Below are 20,616 nucleotides of genomic sequence, written 5' to 3'. Positions count from 1 at the left end.
ATGAGCGGGATCGATCCGAAACGTTTCGGCAAGGTGGCGGTGTTGTTCGGCGGCGAATCCGCCGAGCGCGAGGTGTCGCTCACCTCGGGCCGCCTCGTGCTGCAGGGCCTGCGCGACGCGGGCGTCGACGCGCATCCGTTCGACCCGGCCGAGCGGCCGCTGTCGGCGCTGAAGGACGAAGGCTTCGTGCGCGCGTTCAACGCGCTGCACGGCGGCTACGGCGAGAACGGCCAGATCCAGGGCGCACTCGATTTCTACGGGATCCGCTACACGGGCAGCGGCGTGCTCGGCTCGGCGCTCGGCCTCGACAAGTTCCGCACGAAGCTCGTGTGGCAGCAGACGGGCGTGCCGACGCCGCCGTTCGAGACGGTGATGCGCGGCGACGACTACGCGGCGCGCGCGACGGACATCGTCGCGAAGCTCGGCCTGCCGCTGTTCGTGAAGCCGGCGAGCGAAGGCTCGAGCGTCGCGGTGCTGAAGGTGAAGACGGCCGACGCGTTGCCCGCCGCACTGTCGGAAGCGGCGACGCACGACAAGATCGTGATCGTCGAGAAGAGCATCGAAGGCGGCGGCGAATACACCGCGTGCATCGCCGGCGATCTCGACCTGCCGCTGATCAAGATCGTGCCGGCCGGCGAGTTCTACGACTACCACGCGAAGTATGTCGCCGACGACACGCAATACCTGATTCCGTGCGGGCTGCCCGCCGAACAGGAAGCGGAACTGAAGCGCATCGCGCGCCGCGCGTTCGACGTGCTCGGTTGCACCGACTGGGGCCGGGCGGACTTCATGCTCGACGCCGCCGGCAACGCGTATTTCCTGGAAGTGAACACGGCCCCCGGGATGACCGACCACTCGCTGCCGCCGAAGGCCGCGCGCTCGATCGGCATCAGCTATTCGGAGCTGGTCGTGAAGGTGCTGTCGCTTACGCTCAACGACTGACGCAGGAACGGAACGACGTATGTGGAACAACGTTCGCCAACTCAACCTTGCCGCCAGCGCGCTGTACGCGCTGTTGCTGCTCGTGTTGGCGGCGGCCGGCTGCTACTGGCTGATCCAGCGTCCGACGTTCGCGCTGCGCGAAATCCGGATCGATGGCGACACCGAGCACATCAACTCGCCGACGGTGCGTGCGGGCGTGGTCGGCCGGCTGAAGGGCAATTTCTTCACGGTCGATCTCGACGCGGCGCGGGCCGCGTTCGAGCAGATGCCGTGGGTGCGCCACGCGAGCGTGCGCCGGGTGTGGCCGAATGCGCTGGCTGTCACGCTCGAGGAGTACAAACCGCTCGGGACCTGGGGCAGTGCGCAGCTCGTGAGCGTCGACGGCGAGCTGTTCACCGCGAACCAGGGCGAACTGGATCAGGAATTGCCCGCGTTCGACGGCCCGGAGGGCAGTGCGAAGGAAGTCGTCACGCGGTATCACGACTTCGCGAACTGGTTTGCGCCGCTGAAGGCGGCGCCGGAAGAAGTGACGCTGTCGGCGCGCTACGCGTGGACGGTGAAGCTGTCGAACGGCATGCAGGTCGAGCTGGGCAAGGAACGCAACAGCGAGTCGCTGCATGACCGGAGCCAGCGCCTCGTCGCCGCGTGGCCGGCCGTCACGGAGCGTTGGGGCAACGACATCGAGTACGCGGACCTGCGTTATCCGAACGGATTCGCGATTCGTGCGGCAGGCATGCGGTTCCTGACCGATACCGACAAGCGCAAGAAGTAACGAGAGATCACACGCAAGAGCACTTTATGAGCAAAGACTACAAGGATCTGCTGGTTTCCCTCGACATCGGCACGTCGAAGGTGGTGGCCATCGTCGCCGAGCTGAAGGGCGAAGGCCATTACGAGGTGATCGGCCTCGGCCAGAGCGAGTCGAAAGGTCTGAAGAAGGGCGTGGTGGTCAACATCGAGGCCACCGTGCAGTCGATCCAGCGCGCGCTCGAGGAAGCCGAGCTGATGGCCGACTGCAAGATCACCAACGTGTTCACGGGGATCGCCGGCAGCCACATCCGCAGCTTCAACTCGAGCGGGATGGTCGCGATCAAGGACAAGGAGGTCACGCAGACCGACGTCGCGCGCGTGATCGAGACCGCGAAGGCGATCAACATCCCGACCGACCAGCAGGTGCTGCACATCCTCACGCAGGAATTCATCATCGACGGCCAGGAAGACGTGCGCGAGCCGATCGGCATGAGCGGGATCCGCCTCGAGGTGAAGGTGCACATCGTGACCGGTGCGGTCAGCGCCGCGCAGAACATCGTCAAGTGCGTGCGCCGCTGCGGGCTGGAAGTGAACGACCTGATCCTGCAGCCGCTCGCGTCGTCGCTGGCCGTGCTGACTGAAGACGAGAAGGATCTCGGCGTGGTGCTGGTCGACGTCGGCGGCGGCACGACCGACATCGCGATCTTCGCCGAAGGCGCGATCCGCCACACCGCGGTGATTCCGATCGCCGGCGACCAGATCACGAGCGACATCGCGATGGCGCTGCGCACGCCGACGCCGGACGCGGAAGACATCAAGGTCGGCTACGGGATCGCGAAGCAGGCGCTCGCCGATCCGGACGAGATGGTCGAAGTGCCGGGCCTCGGCGAACGCGGTCCGCGCACGCTGTCGCGCCAGGCGCTTGCCGCCGTGATCGAGCCGCGCGTCGAGGAACTGTTCTCGCTCGTGCAGCAGGTCGTGCGCGAGTCGGGTTACGAAGAACTGCTGAGCTCCGGCGTGGTCATTACCGGCGGGGCTTCGATGATGCCGGGCATGGTCGAGCTCGGCGAAGACATTTTCCTGAAGCCGGTGCGCATCGGCGCGCCGGAATACGCAGGCGGCCTCGCCGACGTGGTGCGCAACCCGCGCTACTCGACGGCGATGGGCCTGCTGGTCGAAGGCAGTGCACAGCGCATGCGCGGCCGCAAGGTCGCCGTGCAGTCCGGCAACGCGGGGCAGATCTTCTCGCGGATGAAGGAATGGTTCCTGAGCAACTTTTGACATACCGAATCGAAATTCGCGCCGGTGCCGGCGGCTGGCGCGCGACAGGGGGTTGCCCGATCTCCTGCCGAATAACGGCCGAGTAGTTCTATTTTCTTGACGGAGGCAACAATGGAATTCGAAATGCTGGAAACCGAAACCAACGGCACCATCATCAAGGTGGTCGGCGTTGGCGGCGCTGGCGGCAATGCCGTTCAGCACATGATCAACCGTGGCGTGCAGGGCGTCGACTTCATCGTGATGAACACCGACGCGCAGGCGCTGTCGCGTGCGCGCGCACCGTCCGTGATCCAGCTCGGCAACACGGGCCTCGGCGCCGGCGCGAAGCCGGAAATGGGCAAGGCGGCGGCGGAAGAGGCGCGCGAGCGCATCGCCGACGCACTGCGTGGCGCGCACATGGTGTTCATCACGGCCGGCATGGGTGGCGGCACGGGCACGGGCGCGGCGCCGGTGGTCGCGCAGATCGCGAAGGAGATGGGCATCCTGACGGTTGGTGTCGTCAGCAAGCCGTTCGAATTCGAAGGCGGCAAGCGCATGCGCGTCGCGGAAGCAGGCTCGCAGCAACTGGAGGATCACGTCGACTCGCTGATCGTCGTCCTGAACGACAAGCTGTTCGACGTGATGGGCGATGACGCCGAGATGGACAAGTGCTTCCAGTGCGCGGACGACGTGTTGAACAACGCGGTTGCGGGCATTGCCGAAATCATCAATGTCGATGGCCTCGTGAACGTCGACTTCGAAGACGTGAAGACGGTGATGGGCGAGCAGGGCAAGGCGATGATGGGCACGGCGACGGTCGCCGGCGTCGATCGCGCACGCCTTGCGGCGGAACAGGCCGTGGCGAGCCCGCTGCTCGAAGGCGTCGATCTGTCGGGCGCGCGCGGCGTGCTGGTCAACATCACGTCGAGCCGTTCGCTGCGCCTGTCGGAAACGCGCGAAGTGATGAACACGATCAAGAGCTACGCGGCGGAAGATGCCACGGTGATCTTCGGTGCGGTGTACGACGACGCGATGGGCGATGCGCTGCGCGTGACGGTCGTGGCGACGGGGCTGGGCCGTGCGGCGAAGAAGCAGCAATCGGCTCCGATGACGCTGCTGCGCACCGGCACCGACAACCAGCCGGTCAACGTCTCGCACGGCTATGCGCAGCCGCAGCACGTCAGCACGGCCGACTACGGCGCGCTCGATACGCCGGCGGTGTGGCGCAACTCGCGCGAAACCGCGGCATCGCACGTGCAGGCGCTGCAGGAGAAGGGTGTCGACACGTACGACATCCCGGCTTTCCTGCGCAAGCAGGCTGACTGACGACGCACACAGGCGAAGCCGCGGCAAGTTTGCCGCGGTAACGCCGGCGTGACGGATGCCACGGACCACGACAGGCCGCGTCGGATGCGACGCCGGGCCGGGAAACGTGCCCTCTTCGCTCGAGCGAGGCGGGATGGGCCGTGCTGTCCGCAACACGCTGAAAAACCGTATCGCTATGAGGGACCAGCCATGATTCAAGTGGGCGACGCGCTGCCCGACGCGCAACTGTTCGAGTTCATCGACGACGCGCGCGAAGGCTGCACGCTGGGGCCGAATGCCTTCAGCGTGCGCGACCAGGTTGCGGGAAAGCGGGTGGTGATCTTCGGATTGCCGGGAGCTTTCACGCCGACCTGCTCGGCGCAGCATGTGCCGGGCTATGTCGAGCACGCCGAGCAACTGCGCTCGGCGGGCATCGACGAGCTCTGGTGCGTGTCCGTCAACGACGCATTCGTGATGGGCGCATGGGGACGTGATCTGCACACCGCGGGCAAGGTGCGCATGATGGCGGACGGCAGCGCTGCTTTCACTCATGCGCTGGGGCTGACGCAGGATTTGTCCGCGCGTGGCATGGGAATCCGTTCCCTGCGCTACGCGATGGTGGTCGACGACGGTGTGGTCAAGACGCTGGCCGTCGAAGCGCCGGGCAAGTTCGAAGTGAGCGATGCGGCGAGTGTGCTCGCGACGTTGAAGTCCTGATCGTGCGGTGCGCCGTTGCCTGCCGGCAACGCTGCTCACCGGCCTCAGGGCAGTTGTAACACGGGCCGATGACCGGAAACGCCTCCGTTCCGGGCATCGGCCCGTCCCGTATCGGCGCGGGTAACCAGTCGAAACAGATTGATACGCAGTTTCAAACAGCGTCGAATAGGGAATTACGCTATAATCTCACCTATCGAATATAACTCCTGATTGATATTCTCAATCAAGACGAAGAACACCATGTTGAAGCAGCGCACCATCAAATCGATCGTGAAGACCGTGGGCATCGGTCTCCACTCGGGCCGCAAGGTCGAACTGACGCTCCGCCCGGCCGCGCCGGGCACGGGGATCGTATTCTCGCGCGTCGACCTGCCCACGCCTGTCGACATTCCGGCATCCGCGATGTCGATCGGCGACACGCGGCTCGCGTCGGTGCTGCAGAAGGATGGAGCGCGCGTGTCGACCGTCGAGCACCTGATGTCGGCGTGCGCCGGCCTCGGCATCGACAACCTCTATGTCGACGTGACGGCCGAGGAAATCCCGATCATGGACGGCAGCGCCGCGTCCTTCGTGTTCCTGATCCAGTCCGCGGGCATCGAGGAGCAGAACGCGCCGAAGCGCTTCATCAAGGTGAAGAAGCCGGTCGAAATCCGCGACGGCGACAAGTTCGCGCGTCTCGATCCGTATTTCGGCTTCAAGCTGAAGTTCACGATCGACTTTCGTCACCCGGCCGTCGACAAGACCGGCCAGGAACTCGAGGTCGATTTCGCGAATACGTCGTACGTGCGCGAGATCGCGCGTGCGCGCACGTTCGGTTTTGCCCATGAAGTCGAAATGATGCGCGAGCTGGGTCTCGCGCGCGGCGGCAGCATGGACAACGCGATCGTGCTCGACGAGTACCGGATCCTGAACAACGACGGGCTGCGTTACGACGACGAGTTCGTGAAGCACAAGATGCTCGATGCGATCGGCGACCTGTACGTGGTCGGCCATCCGCTGCTGGCGTCGTACACCGCGTACAAGTCGGGGCACGGGCTGAACAACGCGCTGCTGCGCGAACTGCTCGCGCACGAAGACGCGTACGAGATCGTCACGTTCGACGACCCGCAGGCTGCGCCGAAGGGCTTCGCGTTCGACGCGCAGACGGCCTTCGCCTGATCGGCGTCCGGCGCCCCGCGATAAAAAAAGCGACCTTCGGGTCGCTTTTTTATTGGGCGGCCGGCCCGCACGGGCGGCGGCGCGCGTTCAGCGCGACGACTTCGCGCCGTGCCGTGCGGCCATCCGCGCGAGCGCGGCCTGCAGCGGCGATGGCTCGAGGTGATCGGCGAGCTCGCGCAACGCGGCGGCGCCGACGGTCGTCATGCGCGCCTGCTTCACGTGCGGCGGTTCCGGCGCGTCCTTCGGCCGCACGCGTACGCGCAGCGCCGAGACCGGCCAGCCGCGCTTCTGGAGATCGGCGAGCAGGCGCGGCTCGACCTGCCGCAGGCGGGCCGCGAGCGCATTGTGCGCGGCAAAGAGGGTCAGGGTGCCGTCCTTGATGGAGCCCGGTTCGACATGATTCGCAAGATAGTCGGGCAGGAGCGCCGCGAGGTCGCGCTGCAGCGACGCAACCTGTTCGACGCCGGCGCGCAGCGCCGCGAACGCGTCGGTGCGGTTGAGCACTTCGGACACGGGTTGCGGGCGATATGCGGGGAGCGGGCCGAAACGCTTGGAAAATCGGTTCATCGAGGCATTCTTCGGGCGCGCACGGGCGCGGGCGTTGACGCCGATTGTACCCGCGCCGGCTCCCGCACGGGCGGCTTTCGGGCCGTGCGCCCGGTTGCCTGCACGGGTTCGGCGTGCGGCGTGGGTCGGGCCGGGACACCGGCGCATGCTTCCTCGCGTGCTAAAATTCCTCGTTTGATTCCACTAATTCGCTAAGCCGCCGAGGCTCGGGCGTCGGGGCGCGCAACACGCGCCGGGCGCCGGTGCTGCGACGCAGGATCCGATCCGATGACAACCGGTTTTCTCCAGAAAATTTTTGGCAGCCGCAACCAGCGGCTCGTCAAGCAATACCAAAAGACCGTCGCGACGATCAATGCGCTCGAAACGCAGATCGAGAAGCTGACGGACGACCAGTTGCGCGGTAAGACGGATGAGTTCCGCCAGCGGATCGCGGGCGGCGAGTCGCTCGACAAGCTGCTGCCCGAGGCGTTCGCAGTCTGCCGGGAGGCGAGCCGCCGCGTGCTGAAGATGCGCCATTTCGACGTGCAGCTGATCGGCGGCATGGTGCTCCACTACGGCAAGATCGCGGAAATGCGCACCGGCGAGGGCAAGACGCTCGTCGCGACGCTGCCCGTGTACCTGAATGCGCTGGCCGGCCGTGGCGTGCACGTGGTGACGGTCAACGACTACCTCGCGCAGCGCGACGCCGAATGGATGGCGCGCCTCTACAACTTCCTCGGTCTGTCGGTCGGCATCAACCTGTCCGGCATGGAGCACGACCAGAAGCAGCAGGCCTACGCGTCGGACATCACCTACGGCACGAACAACGAGTTCGGCTTCGACTACCTGCGCGACAACATGGTCTACGAGACCGACGCGCGCGTGCAGCGGGCCCTGAACTTCGCGGTCGTCGACGAAGTGGACTCGATCCTGATCGACGAGGCGCGTACGCCGCTGATCATCTCGGGCCAGGCGGAAGACCACACCGAGCTGTACGTGCGGATGAACGCGCTGCCGCCGCTGCTCGAGCGCCAGATCGGCGAGGAGAAGGCCGATGGCACGGGCGTCGAGAAGCCGGGCGACTACACGCTCGACGAGAAGTCGCGCCAGGTGTTCCTGACGGAGTCGGGCCACGAGAAGGCCGAGCGGCTGCTCGCCGAGTGGGGCCTGATCGGCGAGGGCGAGAGCCTGTACGCGCCGCAGAACATCACGCTGATGCACCACGTGTACGCGGCGCTGCGCGCCCACACGCTGTTCCACAAGGATCAGCACTACGTCGTGCAGAACGGCGAAGTGGTGATCGTCGACGAATTCACGGGCCGCCTGATGGCGGGCCGCCGCTGGTCCGACGGCCTGCACCAGGCGGTCGAGGCGAAGGAGCACGTGAAGATCCAGAGCGAGAACCAGACGCTCGCCTCGATCACGTTCCAGAACTACTTCCGGATGTACGCGAAGCTCGCGGGCATGACGGGCACGGCGGACACCGAAGCGTACGAATTCAACGAGATCTACGGCCTCGAGACGGTCGTGATCCCGACCAACCGTCCGCCGAAGCGGATCGACAAGCAGGACCAGATCTACAAGACGGCCAAGGAGCGCTACGACGCGGTGATCCGCGACATTCGCGAGTGCTACGAGCGCGGTCAGCCGGTGCTGGTCGGCACGACCTCGATCGAGAACTCGGAACTGCTGTCGCACCTGCTGAAGCAGGCCGGGCTGCCGCACGAGGTGCTGAACGCGAAGCAGCACGAGCGTGAAGCGGCGATCGTCGCGGAAGCCGGCCGTCCGAAGCGCATCACGATCGCGACCAACATGGCCGGTCGCGGTACCGACATCGTGCTCGGCGGCAACGCCGAGAAGCAGGCCGCATTCATCGAAGCCGACGAAGCGATCCCGGCCGACGAAAAGGCGCGCCGCATCAAGCAGTTGCACGACGAGTGGGAAACGCTGCACGAGCAGGTGAAGGCCGCGGGCGGCCTCCACATCATCGGCACCGAGCGCCATGAATCGCGCCGGATCGACAACCAGCTGCGCGGCCGTGCGGGCCGCCAGGGCGATCCGGGCTCGTCGCGCTTCTATCTGTCGCTCGACGATCCGCTGCTGCGCATCTTCGCGGGCGACCGCGTGCGCTCGATCATGGATCGCCTGAAGATGCCGGAAGGCGAGGCGATCGAGGCCGGCATCGTCACGCGTTCGATCGAATCGGCGCAGCGCAAGGTCGAAGCGCGCAACTTCGACATCCGCAAGCAGCTGCTCGAATACGACGACGTGTCGAACGACCAGCGCAAGGTGATCTACCAGCAGCGCAACGAATTGCTCGAAGCGCACGACATCACCGAGACGATCTCGGCGATGCGTCACGGCGTGATCACCGAAGTCGTCCGCCAGTTCGTGCCGGAAGGCAGCATCGAGGAACAGTGGGACGTGCCCGAGCTCGAGGAAGCGCTGCGCAACGACTGGCAGCTCGACCTCGCGATCCAGGAAATGGTGAACGAGTCGTCGTCGATCACGGCCGAGGAGATTCTCGAAGCCGTGACGACCGCCGCCGACGAGCAGTACGAGGCGAAGGTCGCGCTGGTCGGCCGCGAATCGTTCAGCGCGTTCGAGCGTTCGGTGATGCTGCAGACGGTCGACCGGCTGTGGCGCGAGCACCTCGCGGCGCTCGACCACCTGCGCCAGGGCATCCACCTGCGCGGCTATGCGCAGAAGAACCCGAAGCAGGAATACAAGCGCGAAGCGTTCGAGCTGTTCGCCGCGATGCTCGACGCGATCAAGCAGGAAGTCACGCGCATCGTGATGAACGTGCAGATCCAGTCGCCTGAGCAGCTCGAGGAAGCCGCCGAGCAGATCGAGGAGCGCGGCGGCCATCTCGAAAACGTCGAGTTTCAGCACGCCGACTACGCGGAATCCGGCGCGCCGGTCGCGAACGTCGCGGCCGCCACCGCGGCCACGGCGACGGCCGACATGGTCGGCAGTGCGATGACCCACAGCGGCCCCGGCGGCGAGATGCCGAAGGTCGGCCGCAACGACCCGTGCCCGTGCGGCAGCGGCAAGAAGTACAAGCAATGTCACGGGAAGCTGTCATGATCGGCGGCGGCGCGCATCCGCGTGCCGCTTCGTTCGCAGCTTCGAGTCAGTGACGTGAGTTGCGGCGGCCCGCGCGTGCGGCCGCCGGTTCTTCCAATCGATGCCGGCGCGTGCCGGCATTTTCCATCCGGCAGGTGTGCCCCATGGCTGTCAATTTTCCGTCGATCGATCCCGCCCAACTCCATCCCGTCGCCGGCGTCACGCTCGGCTGGGCGGAAGCGAACATCCGCAAGCCGAATCGCAAGGACGTGCTGGTCATCTCCGTCGACGAAGGGGCGACGGTCGCTGGCGTATTCACCGAGAACCGCTTCTGCGCCGCGCCCGTGATCGTGTGCCGCGAGCATCTCGCGAAGGTGCGCGCGGGCGGCGCGGGCATCCGCGCGCTCGTCGTGAACACGGGCAACGCGAATGCGGGCACCGGCGAGCCAGGCCTCGCGAACACCCGCGAAACCTGCGCGGAACTCGCGCGTCTCGCGGGCCTCGACGCCGCACAGGTGCTGCCGTTCTCGACCGGCGTGATCCTCGAGCCGCTGCCGATCGACCGCCTGAAGGCCGGGCTGCCGGCCGCGCTCGCGAACCGCAAGGCCGCGAACTGGTACGACGCCGCGCAGGCGATCATGACGACCGACACGCTGCCGAAGGCCACGTCGCGCCAGGTGACGATCGACGGCCATACGGTCACGCTGACGGGCATCAGCAAGGGCGCGGGCATGATCAAGCCGAACATGGCGACGATGCTCGGCTTCCTCGCGTTCGATGCGAACGTCGCGCAGCCGGTACTCGACACGCTCGTGAAGGAAGTGGCCGACCGCTCGTTCAACTGCATCACGATCGACGGCGACACGTCGACGAACGACTCGTTCATCCTGATCGCGTCGGGCAAGAGCACGCTGCCCGCGATCACGTCGACCGACTCGCCGGCTTATGCGGCGCTGCGCGATGCAGTGACGCAGGTTGCCCAGCAGCTGTCGCAGCTGATCGTGCGCGACGGCGAAGGCGCGACGAAATTCATGACGGTGCAGGTCGAGGGCGGCAAGAGCGTCGCCGAGTGCCGCCAGATCGCGTATGCGATCGGGCATTCGCCGCTGGTGAAGACGGCCTTCTATGCATCCGACCCCAACCTGGGCCGGATTCTCGCGGCGATCGGCTACGCGGGCGTCACGGATCTCGACGTCGGCAAGATCGATCTCTATCTCGACGACGTGCTCGTCGCGAAGGCCGGTGGCCGCAACCCGGCTTATCAGGAAGAGGACGGCCAGCGCGTGATGAAGCAGAGCGAAATCACGATTCGCGTGCTGCTCGGCCGCGGCGACGCGCAGGCAACGGTCTGGACGTGCGACCTGTCGCACGATTACGTGAGCATCAACGCGGACTACCGCTCCTGATCGGGAGCGCTCGAACGACATGGACAAGCTCGAACAGTTTCTGACGCGCGCGGAAGCGCTGCTCGGCCGCCTCGAGGGGATGCTGCCCCCGGCGCCGGCGGCCGTCGACTGGAACGCCGCCACCGCGTTCCGCTGGCGCAAGCGCCAGGGGCGCGGCTATCTGCAACCGGTGCCGGCAGCGTCGACGATCACGCTCGACGACCTGCACAACATCGATCGGCAGAAAGGGCTGATCGAGCAGAACACGCGACAGTTCGTGCAGTGCAAGCCGGCGAACAACGTGCTGTTGACCGGTGCCCGCGGCACCGGCAAGTCGTCGCTGATCAAGGCGTGCCTGAACGCCTATGCGAAGGACGGGCTGCGCCTGATCGAAGTCGACAAGGACGATCTGCACGATCTCGGCGACATCGTCGAGGTGATCTCGCAGCGTCCGGAGCGGTTCATCGTGTTCTGCGACGACCTGTCGTTCGAGGACGGCGAATCGGGCTACAAGGCGCTGAAGGTCGCGCTCGACGGCTCGATCGCCGCGCAGTCCGACAACGTGCTGATCTACGCGACGTCGAATCGCCGCCATCTGCTGCCCGAGTACATGAGCGACAACGAGTCGTACAAGCATCTGCCGGACGGCGAGATCCACCCCGGCGAAGTCGTCGAGGAAAAGATCTCGCTGTCGGAGCGCTTCGGCCTGTGGGTCAGCTTCTACCCGTTCAAGCAGGACGACTACCTCGACATCGTCGCGCACTGGCTGCGCCATTTCGGTTGCGCGGACGCCGAGATCGAGACGGCACGCGGCGATGCGCTCGTCTGGGCGCTCGAGCGCGGTTCGCGTTCGGGGCGTGTCGCATGGCAGTTCGCGCGCGACTGGTCGGGTCGCAAGGAGCAGGCATGAGCACGGATTCCGTAACGAGCGCCGTGCGCGCGCCCGACGGCCGGAAGGTGACGGAAGTCGCGGTCGGCGTGATGGTGCAGCCAGACGGTCGCTACCTGCTCGCGCAGCGGCTGCAGGGCAAGCCGTATGAAGGCTATTGGGAGTTCCCGGGCGGCAAGCTGGAGGCCGGGGAGAGCGTCGAGGACGCGCTGGCGCGTGAGCTGCACGAGGAACTCGGCATCGAAGTCACGGCCAGCCACCGCTGGCATACGCTCGAGCACGATTATCCGCACGCGTACGTGCGGCTTTATTTCTGCAAGGTGACGGGCTGGACGGGTGAGCCGCACAGCAAGGAAGGGCAGGCGTTCGTATGGCAGCAACTGCCGGTCGAGGTCGCGCCGCTGTTGCCGGCGGCGCTGCCGGTGCTGGAACTGCTCGAGAAGGAAGCGGCGTCGCAATGACGCCGTGACGGCTCGCCTGGAAGGCGGGCCGTATCCGCCCATGGGCGGTGCCGTGCGCCGCTCAGCTGTCGCGGCGGCCGTCGGTGCCGTCTTCCTCCGACGACGGACCCTCGTCGGAGGACCCGCCGATCCGGTACTTTTCCGCGGCCCATGCACCGAGGTCGAGCTGCTTGCAGCGGGCCGAACAGAAGGGACGGAACTTGTTTTCAGGCGTCCAGCGCACTTCTGCGCCGCACGAAGGACATTTCACAACGGTAGTCATACGAAAGCGTCGAACCGGCACACGGCCGTTACAGATTGCACAGTGTCAGATGGAACGGCACGTCGATGTCCACCGCGCGCGGCCGCACGTCGCCGTCCTGCATGGTGAACCGTACCCACAACATGTATTTGTTGGCGCTCGCTTCGGGAATCACGCGCAGCTCCGGCGGCACGCGCACCTGCATCAGCTGATAGGTGCGCCCCGACAGCATCTGCTGGTAGCTGCCCTGCATCGCCATCACCTTCGACGCCTGGCCCGATTCGCGAGCGAGCCGCAGCACGATCGCCGCGGCATCGCGCAGCGGCAGCAGCGGCAGGATCCATTTCGCGATGTCCTGGCGCCGCTGTTCCGCGGGCCATTGCTGCCACGCGTAGTACGACGGAAGGTCGAACTTGCACGTGCCGCCGGGAATCACCGCGCGGCTGCGGATGCTGGCGAGCCACTCGTTGTCGACCAGATGCTGCCCGGTCTTGCCCTGCATCTGCGCAAGATTGGCGAGCGTCTGCTCGATTTCACCGAGCACGGACTCGAGCGCATTCTGTTCGATGCCCGGATTGCCGCGAAAGGGGGCGAGCGTCTGGCGTTGACGTTCGAGCTCTTTCATCAGATCCGATTTCAGGTCCGCGCGGCCCGTGACCTCGGCGATTTCGAACAGCGTCGTCAGCGCGACGTGATGCTCACGCGGGTCCTCCTGAGCCAAAAAGAACGCGAAGCGCTCGAACAGGTCTTCGAGGCGCAACAGCGTGCGAATTCGCTCGTTGAACGGATACTCGTAAAGAATCAAGCGCGCTCGCCTCTAGGGTAGGGATTGAAACAATGCAGGACATTCTAATGCTCACTGTCTACCCTAGCAACGCACCAATTTCGTACACCATCACGATCGCACGCCGCGATCAGTGCGCGGCAGCCGCCAATGCGAGATAGCGTTGGTGCAGTGCATCGACCTGCGCGGCGAGCGCATCGGGTGTCGTCGCGTCGTTGACGATCACGTCGTCGGCCGCTGCGAGACGCGCTTCGCGCGTTGCCTGTCTCGCGATGATCGCTTCGACCTGTTCGCGCGTGAAATCATTGCGTCGCATCACACGTGCGATCTGCGTTTCGACCGGACAGTCGACCACGAGCACACGATCGCTGCGCGCCTTCCAGTTACCTGACTCCACGAGCAGCGGCACGACGAAGATCACGTAAGGGCCCGGCGCTGCGCGGGCTTCGCGATCGGTTTCGGCGCGGATCAGCGGATGCGTGATCGCCTCGAGGCGCCGGCGTGCGTCGTCGTCGCTGAAAATGAGTGCGCGCATCTTCGCGCGATCGAGCGAGCCGTCGGCCGCGACGAAGTCCGGTCCGAATGCGTGTTCGATCGCGGGCATCGCGAGACCGGCCGGTGCGGTGATGCGGTGCGCGATCAGGTCGGTGTCGACGAGCGATGCACCGCGTGCGGCGAACAGGTCGGCGACGGTCGTCTTGCCGCTGCCGATGCCGCCGGTCAGTCCTATTGCAAACATGTGAGCCTCCGCCGGGCCGCCGCGCGGAAGCGAAGCGCCTCCCCGCGACGCAGCGAACATGGCGGACGCCGGCAGCGTGTCATGTCAGCCGCCGAGCGCCGAATAGAAAGGGGTACCGAAAAACAGCGTGGCGACGCCGCCTGCCGCGAGGAACGGGCCGAACGGAATCGGCTCCTCGAAGCGCATGCGCCCGCGCCAGGTCGCGACGAGCCCGACGAGCGCCCCCGTCACCGCGGCGAACAGCACGACCTGCGGCAGCGCGGCCCAGCCCATCCACGCGCCGAGCGCGGCGAGCAACTTCAGGTCGCCGAAGCCGATGCCCTCGATGCCGCGCAGCCACTTGAACAGCCAGTAGACCGACCACAGGAACAGGTAGCCGGCCATCGCGCCGACCACGGCCGAACGCAGCGACGTGAACGTGCCGCCGAGATTCAGTGCGAGCCCGGCCCACAGCAGAGGCAGCGTCATCGAATCGGGCAGGTAGCCGGTCTGGATATCGATCGCGCTCATCGCCAGCAGCGCGGCGCACAGTCCGAACGCGGCGAGTGCGGCAACGGTGGGGCCGAACGCGGCGAGCGAACCGGCGGCGAGCAGCGCACCGGCGAGCTCGACGAGCGGATAGCGCACGCCGATCGCATGGCCGCACTGACGGCAGCGCCCGCGCAACAGCAGGTAGCTCACGAGCGGGATGTTTTCCCACGCACGCAGCACGTGACCGCAATGCGGACAGGCGCTGCGCGGGCGCCACAGATCGTAGTGCGGCGGATAGCCGTCGTCCGGCGGCGAGCTTGCGCTGCCGGTTGCTTCCGCGATTTCGGCCTGCCACGCGCGCTGCATCATCACCGGGACCCGGTGCACGACGACGTTCACGAAGCTGCCGACGCACAGGCCGAGCACGACGGCGAACGCATACTGCACCGCGAGCGGCAGCATCGCCAGCGCGTGCAACGTGCTGTCGGGCGAGTCGAAAACGGTGGTCAGGGGCGCGGGCGTCATGGGGCTCGGGTTCGGGCTTGAAAAGGCGACAGAATCGGTTGCGATGCTACACCACGTTGCCCAGCTGAAGGATGGGCAGATACATCGCGATCACGAGGCCGCCGACGAGCGCACCCAGGACGATCACGATCAGCGGCTCGCCGAGCGCGGCGAGCGCATCGAGGCGTGCGTCGAGCTGACGTTCGCATAGCGCGGCGATATCGGCGAGCATCGTGTCGAGCGCGCCGGTTTCCTCGGCGACGGCGATCGGCTGCACGACGTCGTCCGGGAAGCAGCCCGCCGCGTGCATCGCATCGGCGAGACGCGCGCCGCGCAGCACGCGCGTCGCGATCTGCGCGGTGGCCTGCTCGAACACCGGATGGCCGGCGGTGCGTTCGAGCGTGGAGAATGCATCGGCGAGCGGGACGCCCGCACCGAGCAGCGTTGCGAGCGAGCGGCACCAGCGCGCGGTGGCGAACCGCGTGAGCGCGCCGCCGACGAGCGGTGCATCCAGCACGTGCCGCGCGGCCGTGTAGCGCAGCGATGGCGAGCGCCTCAGCGCGTGACGTGCGGCGAGCCCCGCCACCGCTGCCCCGGCGACGAACGTGCCGCCCCAGGCCGAGGTCGCGGACGAGAGGGCGAGCAGGGCTCGGGTCGGCGCCGGCAAGGCCGCGCCGAAGCCGTCGAAGATCTGCCGGAACGTCGGCACGACCCACACCATCAGCGCGGCCGAGATCGCGAGCGCGAACACGATGACGGCGACCGGGTAGGCGAGCGCGGCACGCAGCTTGCGCCATTGCGCGTCGGCACGTTCGCGGTGCTCCGCGACGCGGGTCAGTATGGTGCCGAGCGCGCCCGATGCTTCGCCTACCTCGATCAACTGGCGATACAGCGTGCCGAACTGGGACGGGTAGCGTGCGAGCGCGGCGGCGAAGCGTTGCCCGCCGACGATCTCGCGTGCGAGGCCGGCGGCGATGCGCGGCAGCCCGTCGCGCGTGCGGGTGCGCGCGAGCATCTCGAGCGACGGTGCGAGCGGCAGTCCGGCCTGCAGCAGGCTCGCGAGCTGACGCGTGAAGCGCGTGACTTCCCGCGCACCGGCCGACGGCGGCCGGGCCGTGCCGCGGACATCGAGCGACAGCACCGTGACGCCGTCGCGCGCGAGCGCCGCACGTGCGGCGGCGGCGTCGAAGGCGATGATGTTCCCGCGGCATGGCGTGCCGTCGCGACGACGGCCACGCCACGCGAAACGCGTCTCGTGCGGCGGTGCAGGCATCGCGATCACGCGTCGGGCGTCGCGGCCAGTGCTTCCGCGACGCTCGTCGTACCGTCGCGAACGTGCGCGAGTGCCGCGTCGCGCAGACTACGTACGCCCTCGGCTGCCGCGCATTGCGCGAGCGCACCGACGCTTGCGCGCGCGACGATGCGTTCCGCCATCTCCGGTGAAACCGGCATCGTCTGATGCAGGCCGATGCGGCCTCGATAACCGATGCCGTGACAGGCGGCACAGCCGCGCGCGACGAACGGGCGCCACCCGGATTCCAGTGCTGCCGGATTGCAGCCTGCTTCGCGCAGCGCGCGCACCGACGCGTCCGAACGCACGCGGCAGGTGAGGCACAGGCGCCGCACAAGGCGTTGCGCGGTGACGAGGCGCAACGCGGCGGCGAGGTTGTATGGCGCGACGCCGATGTCGAGCAGTCGCGCGACGGCTGCCGGCGCGTCGTTCGTATGCAGCGTGGACAGCACGAGGTGCCCGGTCTGTGCGGCCTTGATCGCGACGTCGGCCGTCTCCGCATCGCGAATCTCGCCGACCATGATGACGTCCGGGTCCTGACGCAGCAGCGCGCGCAGCGCAGTGGCGAACGTCAGCCCGGCTTTTTCGGCGACGCCGACCTGGTTGATGCCGTCGAGCTGGATCTCGGCCGGATCCTCGACCGTGCACACATTGTGCGCATCGCGGTCGAGCATCTGCAGCGCGCAGTAGAGCGACAGCGTCTTGCCGCTGCCGGTCGGCCCGGTCACGAGCACGAGACCGTGCGGCGCGCGTATCGCGGCTTCCATCGCCGCGGCCTGCCGCGCGTCGAAGCCGAGACGCGCGAGCGTGAGGTCGGGCGGCAGCGTTTCGAGGCGGCGCAACACGAGCTTCTCGCCGAACAGCGTGGGCAGCGAGCTGACCCGGTAGTCGCCGCGCGTGCCGCCGTCGACCGCGATGCGCAGCCGGCCGTCCTGCGGAAGCCGGCGCTCGGCGATGTCCATGCGGGCGAGCACCTTGATCCGCGTCACGAGCGCGTCGCGCAGATGAGCGGGCGGCCGCGCGTGTTCATGCAGGACGCCATCGATGCGCAGGCGGATGCGCCAGCCTGCTTCGAACGGTTCGACGTGGATGTCGGACGCGTCGCGCACGCGGGCGGCGTGCAGTGTGTCGGTCAGCAGCCGTACGGCGGGCGAGTCGTCGAGTTGCGCCGCATCGAGCGACCGCGGTGTTTCGGCGGGCGATGCGTCGGTGGAGACAGGCGGCCGCTGTGTGTGCAGCGGCGCCCCGGGAAGTGGGAAGTGCATGTGAGCCGGCGCTCGGCCGCCTGTTGATCGTGACCGGCAAATGGTCGCGTATCGTGCGCGGCGCCGACAGTCGGCCGTTCGGCTAGCGCGCGCCGCGTGCGCGCGTGCTGCGCGGCTTGAAGAGCTTGACGGTGCGCACGGCCTGGTCGTCGCTGCGCATGACCTCGAGCATCACGTCGCGGATCTTCAGGCACACGTCGCCTTCGGGGATTTCCTCGAGGATTTCGAGGATCAGGCCGTTGAGCGTCTTCGGCCCGTCGGTCGGCAGTTGCAGGTGCAGCCAGCGGTTCAGTTCGCGCAGCGGCATGCTGGCGGCGACGATGCATTCGCCGTTCTCGTTCCAGCCGCCCGCGCGTTCGCCGCGCGGCATCGACGTCGTGAATTCGCCGATCAGTTCCTCGATGATGTCCTCGGGCGTGACGAGCCCCTCGAGTTCGCCGTACTCGTTGACGACGAGCGCGGTCCGCTGCCGGCTTTCCTGGAAATACTGGAGCTGCTGGACGACCGGCGTGCCCGACGGCACGTAGTACGGCTCGGCGAGCAGCGTGCGCAACGTTTCGCGGTCGAAATCCTGGTTGTGCAGCCCGGTGAGCGTCTTGCGGACGTGCAGCACGCCGAGCACCTTGTCGATGTCGCCTTCGTAGACGACAAGGCGGTTGTGATAGCAGGTCTCGAGCTGATGCAGGATGTCGTCGAGCGGCGCGTAGAAGTTGAGCGACTCGATCTGGCGGCGCGGCACCATCACGTCGTCGACCGTGATGTTCTCGAGGTCGAACAGGTTGAGCAGGATGCTGCGGTGCTTGGTCGGCATGAAGCTGCTCGACTCGAGCACGATCGCGCGCAGCTCGTCGGCGGACATCCGCTGGTCGCGGCCCTTCTTCGTATTGATGCGCAGCATCCAGAGCACGCCGTTCGCCAGTTCATTGACGAACCAGACGACCGGCTTGAACACGCGCATCAGCGGCGCGATCACGAGACTGGCGGGCAGCGCGATGCGTTCGGGAAAGGTCGCGCCGACGATCTTCGGCGCGATTTCCGCGAACACGATGATCAGGAACGCGACGATGCCGGTCGCGATCGACAGCGCCAGGTTGTTACGGCCGAACGTGTGCAGCGCGAGCGACGTCGTCAGGACCGGGATGATCGTGTTGAACAGGTTGTTGCCGATCAGGATCACGCTGAGCAGCAGGTCGGTGCGCGTGAGGAGACCCTGCGTGGTTTTCGCACCGAGCACGCCCTTGCCGGCGAGATGCTTCAGCCGATGGCGGTTGAGCGCCATCATCGCGGTCTCGGAAATGGAAAAGAAGCTGGAGCAGAGGAGAAGCAGGAAGACGGCGCCGATTTGCGCCCATAAGGGAATTTGGTCCACGCGTCAGAAGGGCAGTGAAGGACAGGGATGGAGGGAATATAGCAGAGGCCGGCGGCCGGGATGTGTCGTGCGCGACACGCGCGCTCGCGAGACCAGGCAGAAGAAGGCAAAAAAAAACCGTGCACACGGTGCACGGTTTTTTCAAAATCTGGTCGGGGTGAGAGGATTCGAACCTCCGGCCTCTACGTCCCGAACGTAGCGCTCTACCAGGCTAAGCTACACCCCGATTTTTTGCTCTTCCGACTTCGCCGCTTTCGTTCAGATCGCTGCGTCGTCACAAGCAAGAACGTAACTATAACGATGTTTTTTCGAAAAGGGAATACCTTGATGAAGAAATTTTTCGAAAAGCGGTTCGCGTCGCGGTCGCCGCGCGCTTACGACTGTCGCGACGTCGAGTACGAGCACAGCGCGAGCAGGCTTTCCTTGTAGATCGAATCCGGGAACGCGGCGATCGCGGCCGCAGCGGCCTGTGCTTCCTGGCGCGCGCATTCGAGCGTATGGTCGAGCGCGCCCGAACGCGTGATCGCGTCGAAGATCGTGTCGAAGCGATCGGTGCCGCCTTGTTCGATCGCCTCGCGGGCGAGCGCCGACTGCTCGGGCGTGCCGCGTTCGATCAGATAGATGAGCGGCAGTGTCGGCTTGCCTTCACGCAGGTCGTCGCCGGCATTCTTGCCCATCGCTTCGGCCGTGCCCGCGTAGTCGAGCCAGTCGTCCATGATCTGGAATGCGGTGCCGATCCGGCGGCCGTATTCGGCGGCGGCGGCTTCGGTCGGCGCATCGGCGCCGGCGAGCACCGCGCCCAGGCGGGCCGACGCCTCGAACAGCTTCGCCGTCTTGTAGCGGATCACCTGCATGTAGCGCGTCTCGTCGACGTCCGCGTCGTGCATGTTCAGGAGCTGCAGCACTTCGCCTTCGGAAATGATCGTCGTCGCTTCCGACAGGATTTCCATCACGCGCATCTTGCCGACGCCGACCATCATCTCGAACGAACGCGAATAGAGGTAGTCGCCGACCAGCACGCTCGCCGCGTTGCCGAACAGCGCGTTGGCCGTCTGGCGGCCTCGCCGCAGTTCGGATTCGTCGACGACGTCGTCATGCAGCAGCGTGGCCGTGTGGATGAACTCGACGACGGCGGCCAGCACGTGCCGCTGGTGCGACGTCTCGCCGAGCGCGCCGGCGACGAGCAGCAGCAGGGCCGGACGCAGCCGCTTGCCGCCCGCGCCGATGATGTACTCGGCGATCTGGTTGATCAGCAGCACGTCGGACGCGAGGCTTTGCCGGATAACGCGATTCACCTGCTCCATGTCGCTGGCGATCGGGGCGAGCAGGTGGGCGGCGCTGAGGGTGGGGGAGGCGGTGGACGACGACATGATGATCGAAATGGGTGATGCCGCGGATTATAAGTCGAATCCGCGATATGCCGGTCTGTCGGACGTGTCTGCCCGGTGATTTTGGCCGTCCGGCCAGGGCTTG

At 66.5% G+C, this 20,616-nt stretch carries 19 protein-coding genes and 1 tRNA gene; 10 read left to right on the top strand and 10 right to left on the bottom strand.

Translation table 11 applies throughout. From position 1 onward, the window contains the following. The 6 genes from DIE16_RS17250 to lpxC all read left to right on the top strand — a co-directional run bounded on the left by DIE16_RS17250 (position 1) and on the right by lpxC (position 6,132). On the top strand, positions 1-942 hold the full coding sequence (locus DIE16_RS17250; RefSeq protein ID WP_040143319.1) for a D-alanine--D-alanine ligase: 942 nt from the start codon (positions 1-3) through the stop codon (positions 940-942). 19 nt (positions 943-961) lie between these two features. Then, positions 962-1,714 (top strand): cell division protein FtsQ/DivIB, encoded by a 753-nt coding sequence (locus DIE16_RS17245; RefSeq protein WP_124520021.1) that lies wholly within the window; start codon positions 962-964, stop codon positions 1,712-1,714. A 26-nt stretch (positions 1,715-1,740) separates the two neighbouring features. Then, a complete protein-coding gene (gene ftsA, locus DIE16_RS17240) occupies positions 1,741-2,973 on the top strand; it encodes a cell division protein FtsA (RefSeq protein ID WP_044844232.1) in 1,233 nt (410 codons plus the stop codon). Positions 2,974-3,084: 111 nt separating this feature from the next. Next, positions 3,085-4,278, top strand: coding sequence for a cell division protein FtsZ (ftsZ, locus tag DIE16_RS17230; RefSeq protein ID WP_044844231.1), 1,194 nt, complete (start codon positions 3,085-3,087; stop codon positions 4,276-4,278). Between the two features lie 189 nt (positions 4,279-4,467). Continuing rightward, entirely contained in the window at positions 4,468-4,974 is a 507-nt protein-coding gene (locus DIE16_RS17225) for a peroxiredoxin (protein WP_044844230.1), read from the top strand. A gap of 240 nt (positions 4,975-5,214) precedes the next feature. Further along, complete coding sequence (gene lpxC / locus DIE16_RS17220; RefSeq protein ID WP_044844229.1) at positions 5,215-6,132, top strand: UDP-3-O-acyl-N-acetylglucosamine deacetylase; 918 nt, start codon at positions 5,215-5,217, stop codon at positions 6,130-6,132. 87 nt (positions 6,133-6,219) lie between these two features. On the opposite strand, the gene DIE16_RS17215 is transcribed toward lpxC, so the two are convergent. Next, positions 6,220-6,699, bottom strand: coding sequence for a DUF721 domain-containing protein (locus DIE16_RS17215; RefSeq protein ID WP_124500207.1), 480 nt, complete (start codon positions 6,697-6,699; stop codon positions 6,220-6,222). 267 nt (positions 6,700-6,966) lie between these two features. Between DIE16_RS17215 and secA the strand changes: the two genes are divergently transcribed. From secA to DIE16_RS17195, 4 genes are all read left to right on the top strand, one after another. Continuing rightward, the gene (gene secA / locus DIE16_RS17210) at positions 6,967-9,765 is read left to right on the top strand and encodes a preprotein translocase subunit SecA (protein WP_124488223.1); all 2,799 of its coding nucleotides are present in this window, start codon (positions 6,967-6,969) and stop codon (positions 9,763-9,765) included. A 143-nt stretch (positions 9,766-9,908) separates the two neighbouring features. Further along, positions 9,909-11,150 carry a bifunctional glutamate N-acetyltransferase/amino-acid acetyltransferase ArgJ gene (gene argJ, locus DIE16_RS17205; RefSeq protein ID WP_124488224.1) on the top strand — a complete coding sequence of 414 codons (1,242 nt, stop codon included), beginning with the start codon at positions 9,909-9,911 and terminating at the stop codon, positions 11,148-11,150. Positions 11,151-11,169: 19 nt separating this feature from the next. Beyond that, positions 11,170-12,039 (top strand): ATP-binding protein, encoded by an 870-nt coding sequence (locus DIE16_RS17200; RefSeq protein WP_044844225.1) that lies wholly within the window; start codon positions 11,170-11,172, stop codon positions 12,037-12,039. After that, complete coding sequence (locus tag DIE16_RS17195; protein WP_044844224.1) at positions 12,036-12,479, top strand: NUDIX domain-containing protein; 444 nt, start codon at positions 12,036-12,038, stop codon at positions 12,477-12,479. The genes DIE16_RS17200 and DIE16_RS17195 overlap by 4 nt, the downstream gene beginning before the upstream one ends. Positions 12,480-12,540: 61 nt before the next feature. On the opposite strand, the gene DIE16_RS17190 is transcribed toward DIE16_RS17195, so the two are convergent. From DIE16_RS17190 to DIE16_RS17150, 9 genes are all read right to left on the bottom strand, one after another. Continuing rightward, entirely contained in the window at positions 12,541-12,741 is a 201-nt protein-coding gene (locus DIE16_RS17190) for a DNA gyrase inhibitor YacG (RefSeq protein WP_039317342.1), read from the bottom strand. A 28-nt stretch (positions 12,742-12,769) separates the two neighbouring features. Further along, positions 12,770-13,525 carry a cell division protein ZapD gene (gene zapD / locus DIE16_RS17185; RefSeq protein WP_044844223.1) on the bottom strand — a complete coding sequence of 252 codons (756 nt, stop codon included), beginning with the start codon at positions 13,523-13,525 and terminating at the stop codon, positions 12,770-12,772. Positions 13,526-13,634: 109 nt separating this feature from the next. Next, a complete protein-coding gene (gene coaE / locus DIE16_RS17180) occupies positions 13,635-14,243 on the bottom strand; it encodes a dephospho-CoA kinase (RefSeq protein ID WP_124892869.1) in 609 nt (202 codons plus the stop codon). An 84-nt stretch (positions 14,244-14,327) separates the two neighbouring features. Then, positions 14,328-15,239 (bottom strand): A24 family peptidase, encoded by a 912-nt coding sequence (locus DIE16_RS17175; RefSeq protein WP_124488226.1) that lies wholly within the window; start codon positions 15,237-15,239, stop codon positions 14,328-14,330. A 46-nt stretch (positions 15,240-15,285) separates the two neighbouring features. Continuing rightward, complete coding sequence (locus DIE16_RS17170) at positions 15,286-16,491, bottom strand: type II secretion system F family protein (protein ID WP_124892867.1); 1,206 nt, start codon at positions 16,489-16,491, stop codon at positions 15,286-15,288. A 5-nt stretch (positions 16,492-16,496) separates the two neighbouring features. After that, positions 16,497-17,774 (bottom strand): GspE/PulE family protein, encoded by a 1,278-nt coding sequence (locus tag DIE16_RS17165; protein WP_124488228.1) that lies wholly within the window; start codon positions 17,772-17,774, stop codon positions 16,497-16,499. A gap of 82 nt (positions 17,775-17,856) precedes the next feature. Beyond that, positions 17,857-19,143 (bottom strand): HlyC/CorC family transporter, encoded by a 1,287-nt coding sequence (locus tag DIE16_RS17160; RefSeq protein ID WP_124892865.1) that lies wholly within the window; start codon positions 19,141-19,143, stop codon positions 17,857-17,859. Between the two features lie 149 nt (positions 19,144-19,292). Continuing rightward, positions 19,293-19,369, bottom strand: a tRNA-Pro gene (locus DIE16_RS17155). A 148-nt stretch (positions 19,370-19,517) separates the two neighbouring features. Then, positions 19,518-20,513, bottom strand: coding sequence for a polyprenyl synthetase family protein (locus DIE16_RS17150; RefSeq protein ID WP_044844218.1), 996 nt, complete (start codon positions 20,511-20,513; stop codon positions 19,518-19,520). Positions 20,514-20,616 lie beyond the last annotated feature (103 nt).

It is taken from the genome of Burkholderia sp. Bp9090, from assembly GCF_003857985.1.
In the GTDB taxonomy this organism is placed as follows: Bacteria; Pseudomonadota; Gammaproteobacteria; order Burkholderiales; family Burkholderiaceae; genus Burkholderia.
This window is presented reverse-complemented; position numbering and strand designations above follow the sequence as displayed.